Genomic DNA, 18,849 nt, shown 5'->3' on the forward strand with positions numbered 1-18,849 from the left:
CGGACCAGGAGCCGCCATGACCATCGCCCCCCTGTCCCCGTCCCGCACCACGCCCCCCACGGCAGTCCCCGTCGACGCCCCCGCCGCCACTGCCCAGGGCGTCCCCGCCGCCCCCCGGTACGCCGTCCGCATCGCCCGCGACGAGGCCGAGGTCCGCGCCGCCCAGCGACTGCGCCACATGGTCTTCGCCGGCGAGCTCGGCGCCCGCCTCGACGGCCCCGAGCCGGGCCTCGACTCCGACGCCTTCGACGCGTACTGCGACCACCTCCTCGTCGTCGAGGAGGAGAGCGAGCAGGTGGTCGGCACCTACCGGCTGCTGCCCCCCGAACGCGCCGCCGTCGCCGGCCGCCTCTACTCCGAGGGCGAATTCGACCTCTCCGCCCTCGCCCCCATCCGCCCCGACCTCGTCGAGGTGGGCCGCTCCTGCGTCCACCCCGACCACCGCAACGGCGCCGTCATCGCCCTCGTCTGGGCCGGACTCGCCCGCTACATGGACCGCTCCGGCCACAACTGGCTCGCCGGCTGCTGCTCCATCCCGCTCTCCGACGGCGGCGTTCTCGCCGCCGCCACCCGCGAGAACGTCCTGACCCGCAACCTCGCTCCCGAGGAGTACCGGGTCACCCCGCACCTCCCCTGGAACCCCGAGGGCATCACCTTCCCCGACCGGGTCGAGCTGCCCCCGCTGCTCCGCGGCTACCTGCGCCTGGGCGCCTGGGTCTGCGGCGAGCCCGCCTTCGACGCCGACTTCGGCTGCGCCGACCTGTACGTCCTGCTCTCGCTGCGCCGGACCAACCCGCGCTACCTCAAGCACTTCCTCTCGCTCACCCCGGGCGCATGAGCGTCTGGCTGCCCACCTCGCCCTGCACCCCCGAGGCCTGCGCCGGCCACGAGGGGCGGGTCGCGAGCGTCCCGCGCGCGATCCTGCGGCTCACCGGCGCCGTCGCCGTGGTCCTGCTCGGGATCCTCGGCGCCCAGCCGGTCCGGCTGCTGCCGCAGCGGCCCCGGCAGGCGCTGGTCAGGGCCTGGGCGACAGCGCTGATACGGGCCTTCGGCATCCGGATCACCGTGCACGGGAGCCCCGGCCCGGACGGCGGCCGCCTGATCGTCGCCAACCACATATCGTGGCTCGACATCCCGCTCGTCGCCGCCGTCCTGCCCAGCCGGATGCTGGCCAAGAGCGACATCCGGACCTGGCCCGTACTCGGCCCGCTCTCCCGCCAGAACGGGACCCTGTTCATCGAACGCGACCGGATCCGGGCCCTCCCCGACACCGTCGAGACCGTCGCCCGGGCCCTCCTCGGCGGCGACCGCGTCACCGTCTTCCCCGAGGGGTCCACCTGGTGCGGGCGCGCCCAGGGCCCCTTCCGGCGCGCCGCGTTCCAGTCGGCGCTCGACGCACGGGTACCCGTACAGCCCCTGCGCATCACGTACCTGCTCCACGGGGGGCACCCGGCCGGGGCGCCCGCCTTCGTCGGGGACGATCCGCTGGCCGCCTCGCTGTGGCGGATCGCCCGGGCCCGCGGGGTGCGGGCCGAGGTACGGCTGCTGCCGCGGATCCCGCCGGGCCGGTACACGCACCGGCGGGACCTCGCGGCCGCCGCTCAGGCCGCGGTCGTTCCGGTCGTTCCGGTTGCCCCGGTCGTTCCGGTTGCCCCGGTTGCCCCGGTTGCCCCGGTCGTGCCGGTCGTGCCCGAACCGGCGCCGGCGCCGCCCTCGCTGCCCGGGATCCCCTCCCAGCCGGGACCGCCCTCCGCCACCGACAGGGACAGCGCGAAACGGCCCTCCGAGTCCGTCCACCACCGGGTCAACTCCAGGCCCGCCGCCGAGAGTTCCTTCCGCACGCCCTCCTGACGGAACTTCGCCGACACTTCCGTCAGGATCTCCTCACCCGCCGCGAACGGCACCACCAGATCCAGGGAGCGCACCTTCACCAGCACCTCCGACCGGGCCCGCAGCCGCATCTCGATCCACTCCTCCTCCCGATTCCACACCGCCACGTGCGCGAAGTCGGCGGTGTGGAAGTCCGCCCCCAACTCCCGGTCGATGACGGCCAGCACGTTCTTGTTGAACTCCGCCGTCACCCCCCGCGCGTCGTCGTACGCCGCCACCAGCACGTCCTCGTCCTTCACCAGGTCCGTACCCAGCAGCAGCGCGTCCCCGGGCGACAGCATCGCCCGTACGGACGCCAGGAACCGGGCCCGCTCCGGAGGCAGCAGGTTCCCGATCGTGCCCCCGAGGAAGACCACCAGCCGCGGGCCGGGGGAGTCCGGCAGCCGCAGCGCCCTGGTGAAGTCGGCCAGCAGCGCGTGCACCCGCAGCCGCGGATGCTCCGCCAGCAGGACGCCGGCCGCCCCCTTCAGCGCGCTCTCGCTCACGTCCACCGGGATGTACGTGTCCAGCGCGGGCATCGCCTCGATCAGGTGCCTGGTCTTCTCCGAGGACCCGGAGCCCAGCTCCACCAGGGTCCGGGCACCGCTCGCCGAGGCGATCTCCCCGGCCCGAGCGAGCAGGATCTCCCGCTCGGCGCGCGTCGGGTAGTACTCGGGCAACCGGGTGATCTCCTCGAACAGTTCACTGCCCCGCGCGTCGTAGAACCACTTGGGCGGCAGCGCCTTGGGGGTCTGGGTCAGCCCCCGCAGCACGTCCTCCCGCAGCGCGGCGTCGGCGGCGTGCTCGTCGAGGGTTCGGGTCAGCTGGAAGTCACTCACCGGGCTTCGTCTCCTTGTGCGGGGACTCCCCGAGGGGAGGCGCCTTGAGGGGGATCAGGTCGACCCGCGTACGGGTGGCGGTCAGCAGGGTCCGGTCGGGCACTTCGCACCACCGGGTGTCGTCGTCGTACGGCTCGGACGCCACGACCGTGCGCCCCGCCGGTACGTCGGCCAGGTACCAGAGCGAATCCCCCCAGGCCGTCGCGGCGATCGCGGCCCCGTCCGTCAGCAGCAGGTTCAGCCGCGAGCCGGGCGCGGCCTCCGCCAGCGCCCGCACCGCCCCCGCGAGCGCCGCCCCGAGGCCGTCACCCTCCCGGAGCCGGCGCAGCACCAGGGCCCAGATCAGCGCCGAGTCGGTGCGCGCCGCCAGCGACAGCAGCTCCTGCGGCGGCAGGTCGGCCGCGAGCGGGGCCACCGCGTCCGGCCAGTCCCGCACCGCGCCGTTGTGGCTGAACAGCCACCGCCCCGCCGCGAACGGCGCCGCGGCCGCCTCCCCGTCCGCCCCCGGACCGGTGGCGTCGCGTACGGCGGCCAGCGCGGCCTCGCTGCGCACCACGCGGGCGAGGTCGGCGAAGGTCAGGTCGCCCCAGATCGGGCCGGCCCGCCGGTAGCGGGCGGGCACCGGGTCGCCCTCCGCGTACCAGCCGACGCCGAAGCCGTCCGCGTTGACCGTGCCGCTGCGCTGCCGGCGCGGCTCCCAGGACTGGCGCACCAGCGAGTGCTCCGGGTCGCTCAGCAGCCGGGCCAGCGGTATCTCGGGCCCCACGTAAGCGAGGTGACGGCACATCAGATGTCCCTCGCGGTACGGAACCCGGAGAAGATCTGGCGGCGCACCGGCAAGTCCCAGTTGCGGAACGTGCCCCGGCAGGCCACCGGGTCCACCGCGAAGGAACCGCCGCGCAGCACCTTGTGGCCGGGGCCGAAGAACACCTCCGAGTACTCGCGGTACGGGAAGGCGCGGAACCCCGGGTACGGCAGGAAGTCCGAGGAGGTCCACTCCCACACGTCCCCGATCAGCTGCCGCACCCCGAGCGGGGAGGCCCCGGCGGGATAGCTGCCCGCGCGGGCCGGGCGCAGGTGGCGCTGGCCCAGGTTCGCGTGCGCGGGGGTCGGGTCGGCGTCGCCCCACGGGTAGCGGGCCGAGCGGCCGGTGGCCGGGTCGTACCGGGCGGCCTTCTCCCACTCCTCCTCCGAGGGCAGCCGACGCCCCGCCCAGCGGGCGTACGCGTCCGCCTCGTACCAGCTCACGTGCAGCACCGGCTCGTCACCGGGCACCGGCTCGGTCACCCCGAACCGGCGGCGCAGCCACTGCCCGGCCTCCCGGTGCCAGAACAGCGGGGCCCCGATGTCGTGCGCCCGTATCTGCTCCCAGCCCTCGGCCGCCCACCAGCGGCGCTCGCGGTAGCCGCCGTCCGCGATGAACGCCTGGTACGCCGCGTTGGTCACCGGCACGGTGTCGAGCCAGAACGCCGCGGTCTCCCGGGTGTGCGCCGGCCGCTCGTTGTCCAGCGACCACGGCTCGGCGGACGTGCCCATCGTGAACGGGCCGCCGGGTATGAGGACTTCCGGGGCAGTGGGCGGTGGGCCCTGCGGGGGATCAGGGTCCGGCGCCGACAATACCGGGGCGCCCCGCCGCAGCTGATGGGTGATCAGCATGGTTTCGTCGTGCTGCTGTTCGTGCTGGGCGATCATCCCGAAGGCGAAACCGTCGTCGAGCAGCCCGGTGCCCTCCATCGGGGTGCGCTCCAGCAGGTCGAAGACCCGGCCGCGCACGTCCGCCACGTACCGGCGGGCCTCCCCCGGCCCCAGCAGCGGCAGCTTCGGCCGTTCGGAGCGGGGGTGCTGGAACGCGTCGTACAGCGTGTTGATCTCCGGGCGCATGAACTCCTGCCCGGCCACGTTGCGCAGCAGCCACAGCTCCTCCTGGTTCCCGATGTGCGCCAGGTCCCAGACCAGCGGGGACATCAGGGGGGAGTGCTGCGCGGTCAGGTCGGGCTCGGTCACCGGGTCGGTCAGCGCGGCCGTACGGGCCCGGGCGGCGATCAGCGCCGCGAGCGCCCGCTCGCGCAGCGCCTCCGGACGGGATGCGGTGGTCACGGGCGGGTCCCCTTCCCGGAGAGCTGCTGGCGAGGCTGGGCGTGGTCGTCGGCCGGACACCGGCCGGCCAGTACGTGGCGTTCGGTGAAGTCGGCGACGGTGTCGCGGACCAGGTCCGAGGCCCCGAGCCGGGGCAGCGCCTCGGCCGCGGCGAGGAAACAGGCCGTGGCGGCCGCCCGCAGCTCCGGATCCGCGAGCCCCGCCCGGGCGGCGGACCGCCACAGCGGATTGCGCGGAGCCGGATGCGGGCCGTAGGAGTCGGCCAGCGCCTTGCACACCCGGTCCGCCGTCTCGGCGGCCTCCGGATCGTCGAACAGGGCATGGACGACCGCCACCGGAACCAGCCAGCCGTCGTCCCCGGGCTGCGCGTCGATCATCCGCAGCTCCAGGTGCCCGCGCGGCCGGACCGGCGGGAACAGCGTGGTCAGGTGGTACTCCAGGTCCTCGGCCGTGGCCGGCCGGGGACCTGCGCCCCGGATCCAGCCGCGGAAGGTCAGCCCGCCGTCCGGGACGGTCCAGGGTGCGCCGTCGCGCGAGCGCACGCACATCACCCGGGCGTCGAGCGCGTGCCGCACCCACGCGGCGCGCGGCTCCACGTCGAGCGGCGGGGCGAGGGAGCGACCGCTGTCGAGGTCCTCCCAGACACCCTGCCGGGCACACCGCCAGCCCGCGTACGGGCCCTCGTGGGCGGGGGAGTTGGCGAACGCGGCCACCAACACCGCGCCCAGCAGGTGCGCGAGCCGCCACCGCCGGCCGTGGCCGAACGGCCCCGGCTCCTCCTGGCCCGCGTCCACGCAGACCTGCACGGAGGCGGAGGCGCACATCATGGCGCGACCGGCCGGTCCGGCCCGGTCGAGGTAGGTCTCCATCGCCTCGTAGCGATGGCTCTTCAGCAGCCGCCGGTAGGGGCGGCGCGGGTCCTGGCCGATGCCCCGCAGGACCAGGCCCTGGGAGTGCAGGACGTTCCGTACGGCGGTCAGGTCCGCCTGGAGGCCGTCCACGCACCCGGTGAGGGAGTCGGCGGGGGCCGAGCTCAACTCCAGCTGGCCGCCGGGCTCGACGGTGAGCCGGGAGCGCAGCGGCAGGGCGCGGGCCGCGGCGTGCGCGGCGGTGAGACGCTCGGACGTCAGCGGCCGCCCGGGCCGCTCGGCGTCCAGGACCAGCCATTCGAGCTCGGCTCCGATGAGCCTGGGCGGGCCGGTCTTGAAGCAGATGCCGTGGATCAGTTGCTCGGCCTGGGTTTCGCTGATCGGTGCAGGTGGGGCGGGTGTGTCAGGTGACATGACCGGATCCTCATCTCCTGTCGTCGGCCGTGACCAACACCCGTGCCTACCCGTCTCTTGGGCCACAAAACCCTCCATAAACCCTTTGTCACCGGCGGTTGCGGTGGCCAAGGATGGCCGGTGTGAGCAGCAGATTGCGTGAGATCGCGCGGGAGAACGCACAGATCGTGGCGGCCGGTGGGTACCGGACGCGGTCGGGGCGGCAGATCTCCCTCGCCGCCGCCGTGGCGGAAGCCAAGGCAGGAACCAGAATATATGGGCCAAAGCCGGTCATTCCAGACGAAACCCTCACTGCGAGGGTCGACCGGACCGCGGTGGAGGTCACCGGGGAGAGCAGCACGGTCGCAGCCCGTAGGCTCGCGACCGCGGATCCGGAGCCGCTGCCGGCGACCTCCACAGCCGTCCTGAACTTCGCCTCGGCCCGGAATCCCGGGGGCGGCTACGTCCGCGGGGCCAAGGCGCAGGAGGAGGCGCTCTGCCGGGCCTCGGCCCTCTACGAGACGCTGCTGGAGGCCCCGGAGTACTACGAGGTGCACCGCGCGGGCCGCAGCACCTTCTACACCGACCGGGTGATTCACTCGCCCGGGGTCCCCGTCTTCCGTGACGACAGGGGCGAACTCCTGGAGACCCCGTTCCGGGTCGGATTCCTCACCTCCCCGGCCCCCAACGCGGGCACCATCCGCCGCCAGGAACCCGAGCGCGTGGACGAGATCCCCGCCGCCCTCGCCCGGCGCGCGGAGCGCGTACTGGAGGTCGCGGCGCTGCACGGGTACGGCCGGCTGGTACTCGGCGCCTGGGGGTGCGGGGTGTTCCGCAACGACCCGACGGAGGTCGCGCAGGCCTTCCGGGGGCTCCTGGAGGGGCGCTTCGCGGGGGTGTTCGAGACCGTGGTGTTCGGGATCCTGGACCGGGGGGCGGAGACGCGGGAGGCGTTCGAGCGGGTGTTCGAGGAGGGTGGGGGGTGACGTGCTGCGGGGCCGGGAAGCCCGGCCCCGCGGTACGCCCGGCCCGCTACTGCCAGCCGTAACGCACTTACTGCCAGCCGTAGCGCTCGCGCAGGCGGTTCACCACCAGCTGGAACCGGCCCCGGTCCAGCGCACACGCCTCCCGGCGCATCCCGGACTCGTGCACCCGCAGCACCCGGTCCACGTCCACCCAGGATTCCCGCCCCGCGCCGTCCCACGGCCCGGTCCCGATCGGCACCCACTCCCGGTCGTGGTCGTGCCGCTTGCTGGACAGCTGTACGGCGAGCAGCGTCTGCCCGCCCGCTTCCCGGGCCACGACCAGCACAGGCCGGTCCTTGCCGCGACCGTCGTTCTCCTCGTACGGAACCCAGGTCCAGACGATCTCGCCGGGATCGGGATCCCCGTCGTGATCGGGGGCGTACGAAGTCCGCACGGGCCCGATGGCACGGGGATCGGCCTCGGTGGTGGCGGTGTCCCCGTCGCGGCCGGGCTGCTCGGTGTGCTCGGTGTGCTCGGAACTGTGGTGAGAAAGTGCCGTCATCCGGGTGAGAGTACTGGCTCGGGCGTCAGGGGGCCCGGGGGGCGTGTCCGCCGGTCGGGCTTGAACAGGGTTGGGGACTTCCCGCCAGTCTCACTGTCCTTCCGGTTCGGTCCGGCCCGTCAAGGGCGCTCACTGCGTTCGCGTCGCTTCGCGATGGCCTTCGGCCACCCTTGACCGACCGGCCCGAACCGGAATGCCAAAGACTGTCGGGAACCCCCCAAAGAAACGGTCAGGGGGAACCGTTCCAACCCATCGGGAGCGAGGAGCCCGGCCGATCGGCAACGCCGCCCTCCGGGCGGAACCCCCTCCGGACCCGCCCCCAGCCGCATCCAAGTACCAAAGGGGGGCCAGGCGCGTCAGATCGCTACGCGCTCCTCACGGCTAGGCGACTGCGACCCGTCTGGGGCCGGTGTGGGTCGCGACGGTCTAGGGGGTGGGGAGGTCGAGCCCGGCGTAGACCTGGTTGAGGATGGTCGGCAGGAGGGCTTGGGCCGTGGTCTTGCTGTCGGGGGAGAGCGTCAGGTTCGTCCAGACGACGAGGGTGACGTCGTTGTCCGGGTCGTGGCCCATGAAGGAGTTGAATCCGGGGAGTTCGCCGCCGTGGTAGTACATCGCGGCGGTCGGGTTGAAGCGCTGGTAGGCGATGCCGTAGCCGTACTTCTGGCCGTCGGGTTTTGCCGGGTCTTCGGCCTGCGGGCTGCGGAGCCACTGCTGTTGGGATGCGGCGTTCAGGACCTTGCCCGTCACCAGGGACTTGATCCATGTGGCCAGGTCGTCGGCGGTGGAGATGGCTGCTCCGGCGGCGGTGGCGTAGGAGGGGTTCTGATGGGTGTAATCGGTGGGCTTGAGCTTCCCCGTCCGTGCCGCCTCGCTCAGTTCGGCAGGGTAGGGCTCGTCGAGAAGGGCGGACGACGTTCCGCCGTACATGTAGCCGTGTGAGTAGGGCTCGGGGAGCGCCAAGTCGTGAAGGGCGGGCATTGACGTCCCCTTCAGCCCCTGCGGGGCGAACAGGCGGTCCTGGAACTGCTGGGCCAAGGGGCGGCCGCCGGCCTTTTCGGCAACCTGGCCCAGCAGAACGTAATTGGTGTTGGAGTACTCGTATTCCGCGTCGGGCGCGAAGTTCGGCGGGCGGCGGAACGCCATGTCCAGCACCTGCTGTGGTGTGAAGGCCCTCGCGGGATCCGCGTCCAGGGCCGCCGCGAGTTCGGGGGCCATCGTGTAGTTGTAGAGCCCGCTGCGCATCTTCAACAGCTGTGTGATGGTGATGTTCTCGCCGTTGGGGACCCCCGCGACGTAGTCGGAGACCGGATCGTCCAACCGGAGCTTGCCGTCCTGGGCGAGGAGCGTGATCAGCGCCGCCGTCATGGTCTTGGTGTTGGAAGCGATCCGGAAGTGGTCGCCCGCATCCGGCGCGTTGGCCGTGCCGAGTTCGGTCGTGCCGACGGTGGCGTGGAACGTCCCCTGCGGGGTACGGAGCAGAACCACCGCGCCGGGCACCATGAGCTTCTTCGCCGCGCGGTCCACGGCGGCCTGGAACGCGGCCGGATCGATCGGCTTCAGGGCAGACGGGGCGGGGGAGACCGCCGCCGTGGCCGACGACAGCGCCATGGGGGACGGGCCGAAGGGAACGGCGCCACCCGCGATCAAAAGGGCTGCGCAGGATGCCAGTACGGCCTTCCGGCCGAGTCGAGATGTGCTGTGGGAGGTCCTCATGTGTGCATCACAGCCGTTGCGTTCTGCGACCCCATGTTGGCGCCACTATTGGCCCCCTTTTGTGCAGAATCATCCAATTTTAGCAGCCCGTGCCCAGCCCCAGACGGGTCGCAGTCGCCTAGCCGTGAGGAGCGCGTAGCGATCTGACGCGCCTGGCCCCCGTTTGGTACTTGGATGCGGTGGTGGGTGGGTTCGGAGGGGGTTCCGCCCGGAGGGCGGCGTTGCCGGGAGGCAGGGGTCCCGGCCAGGCGCCTCGCTCCCGATGGGTTGGAACGGTTCCCCCTGACCGTTTCTTTGGGGGGTTCCCGACAGTCTTTGGCATTCCGGTTCGGGCCGGTCGGTCAAGGGTGGCCGAAGGCCATCGCGAAGCGACGCGAACGCAGTGAGCGCCCTTGACGGGCCGGACCGAACCGGAAGGACAGTGAGACTGGCGGGAAGTCCCCAGCCCTGTTCAAGCCCGACCGGCGGACACGCCCCCCGGCCCCCCGGCGCCCGCACCTGCCCCCACTCCGCCCGGCGGCCACTGCCGCCCCCACCCCTCCGCCGCCTCGACCTGCGCCGCCAGCGACAGCAGCAGCGGCTCCGAGTGCCCGGGCCCCAGGAGTTGGGCGCCCAGGGGGAGGCCGTCCGGCGTGAAGCCCGCGGGGATGTTGATCCCCGGCCAGCCCAGGACGTTCCACGTCCAGGCGTACGGGCAGGCGGCGATCATCGCCCGGTCGGTGTCCAGGGCCCCCAGCCCGGCCAGGGCTCCGATCCGCAGCGGCGGCGTGGCCGTCGTCGGCGTCAGGACCACGTCGAAGCGGCCGAAGATCTCCCCGACCCGGCGGCGGAGCGCCCCCTCCGCGCGGCGGGAGATACGCAGCGGCAGGCCGCTCAGCAGGCGCCCCGTACGCACCGCCTCCCGCGTGCGCGGGTCCAGCAGTGCGGGATCCGGCACCCGGGACGCCCAGTCCCGTACGCCCGCGGTGGCCCGGGGCATGAAGGTCAGACCGATCGGACCGTACCGGGGGTCCTCCGGGACCACCTCGTGGCCCAGCGCCTCCAATCGCCCGGCGAGCCGTTCCACCGCCGAACGGACCACGGGGTCCAGGGACTTGGTCGTCGCCGTGAAGGCCATCCCGAAGGACAGCGCGATGCGCAGGCGGCGCGGTGCGCGCCGGGTCGCCTCGACGGCGCCGACGCGCGGCGGGCGGTGCAGGTCACCGGGGTCGGGGCCGCCGGCCGCGTCCAGCAGGAGCGCCGCGTCCGCGACGGTACGGGCCAGCACGCCGTTGACCGTCAGCCCGTGGAACGACTCGGGCTCCGGCCAGGTGGAGATGCGTCCCCGCTGCGGTTTCACGCCCACCAGGTGGGTCCAGGCCGCGGGTATCCGCACCGAACCCGCCCCGTCGGACCCCAGCGCCGCCGGGACCAGCCCCGCGGCCACGGCGGCCGCCGAGCCGCCGGAGGAACCGCCCGGCGTATGGGCATGGTTCCAGGGATTGCGGGTCGCACCGAAGGCCGGGCCCTCGGTGAACGGCCACTGCCCCAGCTCCGGCGTCTGGGTCTTGCCCAGCACCACGGCGCCGGCCGCGCGCAGCCTCCGTACCGCCTCGCCGTCGGCGGGCTTGGGCGGGAACTCCCCGGCGCAGCCGAAGGAGGTCGGCTCCCCGGCCACGTCCATGTCGTCCTTGACAGCCAGCGGAACGCCCAGCAGCGGCAGTCGCTCGCCGGCGGCCAGCCGCCGGTCCGCCGCGTCGGCTTCTGCGAGCGCGGCCTCGGCGCGGACGATCCGGAAGGCGTTGAGCGACGGCTGCGCGGCCTCGATCCGGGCCAGGGCCCGCTCGGTCAACCGGCGGGCGGAGACGGCTCCTTCGGCGAGCGCGGTCGCCATCTCCGACAAGCCCTCAGGTATGGAATCAGACGGAACCGACAACGGATCCGACAGCGGAACCGACACCCGGACCTCCCCCATTACCGATCGGTAGGAAGACAGTAACGGGGGAGGTCCGGCCCTGACTAGATCCAGCCCTCCAGCGAGGCCATGAACCCGTCGAAGTCGTCCCGGTGGATCGTGTGCCCGGCGCCGGCGACCGAACGGACCTCGAATCCACGGGACTTGAGGATCTCGGCCCGCTCCGGCGAGATGAGGAAGCTCGGGTCGGCGAGCTGTACGAGCGAGGGCACGACCGGTGCCGCGGGCAGCAGGTCGGCGCCGAGCAGCGGGGTGAGACTCAGGGCCGTGGCCTCGTCCCAGGCCGCCAGGGTCGCGAGCTCGACGTCGACGTCCGCCTCCTCCCAGCGCGGGTTCATCGCCTGGACCTGCTCCTTGGGCGCGGTCTTGAACTCCGCGAACATCTCCGGCCCCATGCCTTCCACCGGCCCGGCCAGGTGCCAGGCGGGGTCGGAGAACACCGCCCGCCGCGGCTTCAGCCGGTCCACCGCGAGGGCGAGGGTCAGCCCGCCCAGCGAGTGGCCGATGGCCAGCTCGGCCCCGGCGGGCAGCGTCTCGGCCACATCGTCCGCGAAGAGCTCCGGCGCGTACGCGCCCCGCCCGCTGGCCCCGTGGCCGCGAAGGTCCACGGCGATGACGCGGTACCCGCGCTCGGCGAGGGCGGGAGCGACCCGCCGCCAGGTGCGGTGGTCGGCCATGATGCCGTGGATCAGGAGGGCGACGCGGTCGCCTTCGCCCCAGGTGTGGGTGTGAAGCTGCACGATGGAACCTTTCTCGGGTCGGGAGGGAATTCAGTACCCGACTGGGCGCTGCTCAACGCACGCTCCTGATCGGCTTCACCGCGAGCGCCCCCGCCACCGCCAGCAGCGCGGCGACGATGAACAGCGCGGTGTACCCGCCGCCGGCGGAGACGATCAGCGAGGCGATGAAGGGCGCGATGATCTGCGGACCGGCGTTCGCGATGTTCAGCACGCCCATGTCGCGCGCCGCGTCCTGCGCGGTCGGCAGCACCATCGTCACCAGGGCGGTGTCCACGGCCATGTAGCAGCCGAACGCCAGCCCGTTGACCACGGAGAAGGCCAGCATCGCCGTCCAGCTGGTCGACACCGCCGGGATCACCAGTGCGATCGCCGACAGCAGCGCGGAGGCGCCGACGAACAGCTTGCGGCGGTCGTACTTGTCGGAGAGCCAGCCGCCCAGCACCGTCGAAACGACCATGGCCACGCTCGTCAGCGGCATCAGCACGGCCACCGCCGCCTCCGGCTTCATGCCGTCCGGCAGCACGGTGTGGTCCTGGAGGATGTACAGCTGGTAGCCGCTCACCGCGAAGTACCCGAGGACGATCAGCGCCCGTCCGATGAACGCCCAGCGGAAGTCGTGGTCCTTGAGCGCGCTCGCGAAGGCGGCGAGCTGCGCCTTGACCGGCATCGCCGAGCGGGCGGGGAGCCGCTGCTCGCGGGTGCAGGCGGTGAACAGGACGGCGGCACCCGCCACGATCGCGCCGAACACGAGGTATCCGGTGCGGAAGTCGTCGGAGAACGCGGCGCCGGTCAGTGCGCCGATGACGGAGCCGAAGGGCAGGCCGAGGCCGACGGCCGCCGAGGCCTTGCCACGGGCGCTCATCGGGACGCGGTCCGGGACCACGGACGTGATGGCGGCCTGGTAGATGTTCATGACGGCCTGGCCGAGGCACCAGGCGATCGTGATGAGCAGGATCGTGTCGGCGAAGCCGAGCAGGAACATCGCCGGTATCGCGGCGAGTCCACCGCCCAGGATCCAGGGATTGCGCCGTCCGCTGCGGTCGGACAGGGCGCCGGCCACCGGATTGAAGATCGTGGCGAAGATCGCGGAAACCCCCGCGATCAGGCCGAAGTTGAACACCTTGTTCGCCGGGTCGATGTGTTCGACCTGGAGCGCGAGCAGGATGCCGGCCACCCCGACGTAGAGCGCGTACATGGCGGTGTTGCCGACGAGCAGCAGCGGAAGCAGGCCGCGGCCCGTCTTCTCGGGTGACGGTCTGACGGCTCCGGCCGTGCCGGTGCCGGGGGAGGAAAGCGTCACGGGGCCCTCCCGGGCGGTGTGCGGTGCGGGTGAGGGAAACGGCTGAGGAAACAGGTGAAGGAGACAGACGAGGGATGTGGGTGCGGGGTGACCCGTCATGAGGGCATGACGGGGTCGCTGACCTGCGTCTTCGATCGCCGGGCCAGGGAGTGTTTACACGTGTAAGCAGAGTGCGTGAACACTGTGTAACACGCCCTTCGGGCCCCGCGCTAGACCTCCAGACCCACCGGTATGGAACCGCGCCGACAGTCGGGTTCCGGCCGTATTGGCGGGCGGGTTTCCCGCCACTGCGGATCGGGGCACTCCGCGGGCACGCGACGTCCCGGCATCGAACCGGCCAATTCCGCAGAGTGACCGGCCGGTAGCTCTAGATCATCTGGCCTGGTCTGGGCTAGCGTTCGTGCTCGCGCCGCCACACCCAGGGCACACGGCCCTGCTGGGACTCGCGGCGCAGGGGAATTACTCACGTTGACGACTGCCATCTCAGGCATCTTCGCCGTCCGTCCGTATACGCCTCACTGCCAAGTCATCCATGACGAAGGCGACCACGCCGTCATCGGCATCTCATCCGGGAACTCCTACTTCACCCACGACCGCGTACTCGATCTCGCCCGGTGGGGACTCGACCACTTCCGCCAGGTCGATCTCATCTGGACCGACATGCACGTGGCCGAGATGTTCGTGGCCCTCGGCTACCCCGAGGTCGAAGCACAGCGCAAGGCCGTGAAGAACCTCCGGGGCGTGCGCGCCAAGGTCACCGCCGCCGTCGCCGCCCTCGACCCCGAAGGCGAACGCCTGCGCGGCCGCCCCATGTCCGCGCTCCTGGAACTCCCCGCCTACCAGCGCATCCGTTCCCGGCTCGACGTCCTCCTGGCCGACGATCCCGAGTTCCGCGAGGTGTGCGACCAGCTCGCGGCCCGCTTCCTCGCCGACAAGCTGAACGGCCAACCGCCGACCGACCTGCAGCGCGCGGTGTGCATCGAGTACGTGTGCGCCGAAGTGCCGCTGTTCCTCGACACCCCGGCCATCCTGGGCGTCTCCTCCTCGCTCAACTGCTACCACCAGGCGCTGCCGTTGGCGGAGCTGCTGTACGCACGGGGCTGGGGCCTGCGTGCCTCACGCAATCAGGGCCACGCCGTCATCACCCCCGCCGAAGAACAGGACCGCTCCGCATGACCACCACGATCGACCCCACGTCGGCGCCGGCGAGCGCGGCCGACGAGCTCACCCGGTTCCCGTTCGACGCCAACGGCACGCGGCTGCCCGACGAGATCGCGCGCCTCCTGTCCGACGAGCCGGTCAAGAAGGTCCGCACCATTGCCGGAGCGGAAGCCTGGCTGGTGTCCTCGTATCGCCTGTGCCGGCAGGTGCTCGACGATCCCCGGTTCTCCCTCAAGGACACGTCCGCCCCGGGCGCGCCGCGCCAGTACGCCCTGACCATCCCCCCGGAGGTGGTCAACAACATGGGGAACATCACGGGAGCCGGGCTGCGCAAGGCCGTGATGAAGGCCCTCAACCCGAAGGCCCCCGGGCTGGAATCGTGGTTGACCGGCCACGCCAACGAACTCGTCGACCGCCTCGTCGCGGAGGGAGTGCCGGCGGACCTGCGCCGCGACTTCACCGTCCCGTACTCCACCGGACTGCACTGCCGCATCCTCGGCATCCCCCAGGGCGACGGGGCCGACCTCTACCGGTCGCTGCACGTCGCGTTCATGAACAGCCCCCGCGCCATCCCTGCGGCGGGCATCAACTGGGACCGCGACATGGCCCACATGGTCGACCGTCTCAACGACCCGGCGACGACCGGCCTCATGGGCGAACTCGCCGCCCTGCGCGAGGACCCCGACTACGCCCACCTGACGGACGAGATGCTCGCCACCGTCGGCGTCACCATGTTCGGCGCGGGCGTCATCAGTGTCATGGGGTTCCTCACCATGGCGCTCGTCTCCCTCATCCAGCACCCCGAGCTCAAGGCCGAGCTGATCGCCGACCCGGCCCTCGTCCCCGCTGCCGTGGACGAGCTGCTGCGCATCAACCTGTCGATCGCCGACGGCCTGCCGCGCATCGCCACCGAGACCATGCGGCTCGGTGACGTCACCGTGGAGAAGGGGGAACTCGTCCTCGTCCTGGTCGAGGCGGCCAACCACGACCCCGCCGAGTTCGAGGACCCGCACACCGTGCGCCTCGACCGGCCGAACCCGAACGCGCACCTCTCGTTCGGCGGGGGCGGCCACTACTGCCCCGCGACCGCGCTCGGCAAGCGGCACGCGCAGATCGCCATCGAGGTGCTCCTCGACCGGCTGCCCGGCCTCGACCTCGCCGTGCCGATCGAGCAACTCGTGTGGCGCACAGGGTTCATGAAGCGCATCCCGGAGCGGATGCCCGTGCTTTGGTGACGGCCCGTCTGGTGACGGCCCGGCCGGTGACGGCCCGTCCGCCGGTGACGCGGACGGACGCCCGCTAGCCGGCTCCGAGCCGGGACGGCACATGCGCGGCGGCCCCCGCGCGGAACAGCGCGGGGGCCGCCGTGTGGCCTTGGCTATGTGTTCGCGCCAGACGGGCGGCGCGGGCGAGTGCGCGTCGCCCTGTCGTGAGGGCGGGGTGCGACGGGCACGACAGGGCGACGGCACGACGGGACCCGTGCGACCGCACCCCGGATCAGCGGGTGCGGGACGGGTGATTACACGTGTCAATGACTCGTGTAATCACTGTGTATCATCCGTTTCCGGCCATCCGCCAGTCCCCGGGTGGGGCCGGTCTGGAAAGATGCCACCGCAATGTCACAGTCATCGAAGTCGCCGAAGCCGTCGAATTCGCCCAAGTCGCCGAAATCGACGCAGCGGCGAAACCCGCCGGCACCGGCCACCCCGCCCCCCGCACCGTCGCCCGTACCGACCAGCGCCGACGTGGCCCGCCTCGCGGGCGTGTCGCGCGCCACGGTCTCGTACGTCCTGAACAACGCGGAAGCCGTACGCATCAGCGAGCCGACCCGGCGCAAGGTCCGCGAGGCCGCCGAGGAGCTCGGGTACGTCCCGCACGCCGCCGCCCGGAGCCTGCGCGCCGGGCACACCCGGATCGTGCTGCTGCCCACCTCCCACGTGCCGATCGGCCCGCTCTACAGCGCCTTCCTCAACGAGCTCCAGTGGGCCCTGCGCCGCCTCGACTACACGGTGGTCCAGTACGGCAGCCTCGGCCTCAGCGGGGACGAGGCCGCGCGCGCCTGGGCCGAGCTGCGCCCCGTCGCGGTGATCTCCCTCGGCGAGATCGCGCTGTCCGCGCACAACGTGGCCACCCTCAAGCGCGCCGGGGCCCGCGCGGTGATAACGCTGGGCCCGGTCGGTGTGCCGGGGGCGCACGCGCTGGTCATGGACCAGGCGGAGGTCGGCGCGCGGGCAGCGGAGCACCTGATCGAGCGCGGCCACCGCCGGATCGGCGTGGTCGTCCCGGAGGAGAACGGACTGGAGCTGTTCTCCGCGCCCCGCCTGGCCGGCGCCCGATCCGCCGCGACCGCGGCCGCGGCCGGGACCATGACCGGGATCGGGGCCGGAGTCGAGACGGGATCGGGGACAGCGACCGTGACCGGAACGGGGACCGAGACCGCGGCCGAGACCGGAGCCGGGACCGAGGCCGGGACGGTGGTCGGGAGCGCGGCGGTCATCGGGGCCGGGGCGGGGACCGGTGCCGGGGCTTTGGGTCCGGCGGGCGGTGTTGTCATCGAGGCGCTGCCGCTGGCCTACACCGAGGAGTCGGCCGCCGCGCTCGCGGGCCGGTGGCGTTCGCTCGGCCTGGACGCGGTGTTCGCGTACAACGACGAGTACGCGATGCTCCTGATGCGCGCCCTCCAGGACGCGGGGCTGCGGGTGCCGCAGGACGTCGCCGTCATCGGCGCCGACGACCTCCTCATCGGGCGGCTGCTGCGGCCCCGGCTGAGCACGGTGCAGATGAAGATGCCCACCGGGGACCACTTGGCCGCGCTGGTCGACCAGGCCGTACGCGAGCCGTCGGAGATCACCCGGCGGCACGACCTGATGGCGGCCGTGGCCGTCCGCCGCGAGTCGACCTGAGCCCCGGTACCGGCCGTCCCGGGATCGGCTCGGGAGATCGTTGACAGGCGGTCGCCGCCGGACGGAGACTTCGGGCGCGCCCTACCGGGCGTGCCCGGCGTCGTCCCCGGTGCCCACCCCGGCACCGGCCCGCGCCGCCGCCCGTACGGATCCGCCCAGGAGAGCCCCATGAGCATCCGCACCGTCCGCGACGTGTACGTCGTCGACGCCGTCCGCACGCCGATCGGCAAGTTCGGCGGCGCCCTCGCCCAGGTCCGGCCGGACGACCTGGCCGCCCATGTGGTCCGCGCGCTGGTGGACCGTACGCCCGACCTCGACCCGGCCCGCATCGACGACGTGGTCTTCGGTGACGCCAACGGCGCGGGCGAGGACAACCGCGACGTGGCGCGGATGGCCGTGCTGCTGGCCGGCCTCCCGGTGACCGTCCCCGGGGTGACCGTCAACCGGCTCTGCGGCTCCGGCCTCGAAGCCGTGATCCAGGCCGCCCGCGCCATCGCGCTCGGCGACGCCTCGGTGGCCATCGCGGGCGGCGTCGAGTCCATGACCCGGGCTCCCTGGGTGGTCCAGAAGCCCGAGCGGGCCTTCCCCGCCGGGCACCAGGAGATGTGGTCGACCACCCTGGGCTGGCGGATGACCAACCCGCGGATGCCGGCGGAGTGGACCATCTCCCTCGGGGAGAGCGCCGAGCTCATCGCCGAGAAGTACGGGATCACCCGCGAGGCGCAGGACCTCTTCGCGCTGGAGAGCCACCGCAACGCCGCCGCGGCCTGGTCGGCCGGGCTGTACGACAAGGAGGTCGTGCCGTACCCGGGCGTCGACCTGGTCCGGGACGAGTGCATCCGGGAGGGTTCCACCCCGGAGACGCTGGCCCGCCTTAAGCCGGTCTTCCGGACGGACGGCTCCGGCACGGTCACGGCCGCGAACTCCTCCCCGCTCAACGACGGCGCCGCGGCGCTGCTGCTGACCGACGAGGCGGGGCTGGCGGCAACCGGCCGGGAGCCGCTCGCCCGGATCAGCGCCTCGGCGGTCACCGGGATCGAGCCGCAGTTCTTCGGGCTCGGTCCGGTCGACGCCGTCCGCAGCGCCCTGGCCAAGGCCGGCCGGAGCCTGGGCGACCTCGCCGTCCTCGAGCTGAACGAGGCCTTCGCGGCGCAGGCGTTGGGGTGTCTGGAGGCCTGGCCGGAGCTGGACCGGGCGGTGCTGAACCCGCGCGGCGGGGCCATCGCCATCGGTCACCCGCTCGGCGCGTCGGGCGCCCGGCTCGCGGGTTCGGTCGCGCACCAGCTGGCGGCGGCGGGCTCCGGCACCGGCATGGCGGCGCTGTGCATCGGCGTCGGACAGGGCATCGCGCTGGTCCTGGAGCGCTGAGGCCGTCGCGGGGCCGCTGGGGCCGTCGCGGGGCCGGGCTTCGGCAGGGGCCCGGCCTCAGGCCGGACCGGGGTTCGGGGACCCCGGTCACCGCATCCGGCCGTCGATCGTTTCCG

At 72.8% G+C, this 18,849-nt stretch carries 15 protein-coding genes and 1 pseudogene; 7 read left to right on the plus strand and 9 right to left on the minus strand.

Going from position 1 to position 18,849, the window contains the following annotated elements:
- The first annotated feature begins 16 nt into the window (after positions 1-16).
- Together OG982_RS27880 and OG982_RS27885 are read left to right on the plus strand one after the other, a co-directional pair.
- Entirely contained in the window at positions 17-838 is an 822-nt protein-coding gene (locus tag OG982_RS27880) for a GNAT family N-acetyltransferase (protein ID WP_266782194.1), read from the plus strand.
- Positions 835-1,851, plus strand: coding sequence for a 1-acyl-sn-glycerol-3-phosphate acyltransferase (locus tag OG982_RS27885; RefSeq protein WP_266949590.1), 1,017 nt, complete (start codon positions 835-837; stop codon positions 1,849-1,851). The genes OG982_RS27880 and OG982_RS27885 overlap by 4 nt, the downstream gene beginning before the upstream one ends.
- On the opposite strand, the pseudogene egtD reads toward OG982_RS27885, so the two are convergent.
- The 4 genes and pseudogenes from egtD to egtA all read right to left on the minus strand — a co-directional run.
- Positions 1,758-2,708 (minus strand): annotated as a pseudogene (gene egtD / locus OG982_RS27890) (L-histidine N(alpha)-methyltransferase); the annotation flags it as partial. The gene OG982_RS27885 and the pseudogene egtD overlap by 94 nt on opposite strands.
- Positions 2,701-3,495, minus strand: coding sequence for an ergothioneine biosynthesis protein EgtC (egtC, locus tag OG982_RS27895; protein ID WP_266782190.1), 795 nt, complete (start codon positions 3,493-3,495; stop codon positions 2,701-2,703). The gene egtC and the pseudogene egtD, both read right to left, overlap by 8 nt.
- The gene (egtB, locus tag OG982_RS27900) at positions 3,495-4,805 is read right to left on the minus strand and encodes an ergothioneine biosynthesis protein EgtB (protein WP_266949591.1); all 1,311 of its coding nucleotides are present in this window, start codon (positions 4,803-4,805) and stop codon (positions 3,495-3,497) included. Before egtB ends, egtC begins: the two co-directional genes overlap by 1 nt.
- The gene (gene egtA / locus OG982_RS27905; protein ID WP_266949593.1) at positions 4,802-6,088 is read right to left on the minus strand and encodes an ergothioneine biosynthesis glutamate--cysteine ligase EgtA; all 1,287 of its coding nucleotides are present in this window, start codon (positions 6,086-6,088) and stop codon (positions 4,802-4,804) included. The genes egtB and egtA overlap by 4 nt, the downstream gene beginning before the upstream one ends.
- Positions 6,089-6,210: 122 nt before the next feature.
- On the opposite strand from egtA, the gene OG982_RS27910 reads away from it, so the two are divergent.
- The gene (locus OG982_RS27910) at positions 6,211-7,053 is read left to right on the plus strand and encodes a TIGR02452 family protein (protein WP_266949595.1); all 843 of its coding nucleotides are present in this window, start codon (positions 6,211-6,213) and stop codon (positions 7,051-7,053) included.
- A gap of 67 nt (positions 7,054-7,120) precedes the next feature.
- On the opposite strand, the gene OG982_RS27915 is transcribed toward OG982_RS27910, so the two are convergent.
- The 5 genes from OG982_RS27915 to OG982_RS27935 all read right to left on the minus strand — a co-directional run bounded on the left by OG982_RS27915 (position 7,121) and on the right by OG982_RS27935 (position 13,301).
- A complete protein-coding gene (locus tag OG982_RS27915) occupies positions 7,121-7,594 on the minus strand; it encodes a type II toxin-antitoxin system PemK/MazF family toxin (protein WP_266949597.1) in 474 nt (157 codons plus the stop codon).
- A 426-nt stretch (positions 7,595-8,020) separates the two neighbouring features.
- The gene (locus OG982_RS27920; protein WP_266949599.1) at positions 8,021-9,202 is read right to left on the minus strand and encodes a serine hydrolase; all 1,182 of its coding nucleotides are present in this window, start codon (positions 9,200-9,202) and stop codon (positions 8,021-8,023) included.
- Positions 9,203-9,758: 556 nt separating this feature from the next.
- Complete coding sequence (locus OG982_RS27925) at positions 9,759-11,261, minus strand: amidase (RefSeq protein WP_266949601.1); 1,503 nt, start codon at positions 11,259-11,261, stop codon at positions 9,759-9,761.
- A 44-nt stretch (positions 11,262-11,305) separates the two neighbouring features.
- On the minus strand, positions 11,306-12,001 hold the full coding sequence (locus OG982_RS27930) for an alpha/beta fold hydrolase (protein ID WP_266949603.1): 696 nt from the start codon (positions 11,999-12,001) through the stop codon (positions 11,306-11,308).
- A 52-nt stretch (positions 12,002-12,053) separates the two neighbouring features.
- Positions 12,054-13,301: an MFS transporter gene (locus OG982_RS27935; RefSeq protein ID WP_266949604.1), complete on the minus strand. Its 1,248-nt coding sequence runs from the start codon at positions 13,299-13,301 to the stop codon at positions 12,054-12,056.
- A gap of 468 nt (positions 13,302-13,769) precedes the next feature.
- Between OG982_RS27935 and OG982_RS27940 the strand changes: the two genes are divergently transcribed.
- From OG982_RS27940 to OG982_RS27955, 4 genes are all read left to right on the plus strand, one after another.
- Positions 13,770-14,477 (plus strand): tRNA-dependent cyclodipeptide synthase, encoded by a 708-nt coding sequence (locus tag OG982_RS27940; RefSeq protein ID WP_266782168.1) that lies wholly within the window; start codon positions 13,770-13,772, stop codon positions 14,475-14,477.
- Entirely contained in the window at positions 14,474-15,697 is a 1,224-nt protein-coding gene (locus OG982_RS27945) for a cytochrome P450 (protein ID WP_266949605.1), read from the plus strand. Before OG982_RS27940 ends, OG982_RS27945 begins: the two co-directional genes overlap by 4 nt.
- A 510-nt stretch (positions 15,698-16,207) precedes the next feature.
- Entirely contained in the window at positions 16,208-17,365 is a 1,158-nt protein-coding gene (locus tag OG982_RS27950) for a LacI family DNA-binding transcriptional regulator (RefSeq protein ID WP_266782164.1), read from the plus strand.
- Between the two features lie 168 nt (positions 17,366-17,533).
- Positions 17,534-18,733, plus strand: a complete 1,200-nt coding sequence (locus tag OG982_RS27955; RefSeq protein WP_266782162.1) for a thiolase family protein — start codon at positions 17,534-17,536, stop codon at positions 18,731-18,733.
- Positions 18,734-18,849: the final 116 nt, after the last annotated feature.

It is taken from the genome of Streptomyces sp. NBC_01551 (assembly GCF_026339935.1).
Lineage (GTDB): Bacteria > Actinomycetota > Actinomycetes > Streptomycetales > Streptomycetaceae > Streptomyces.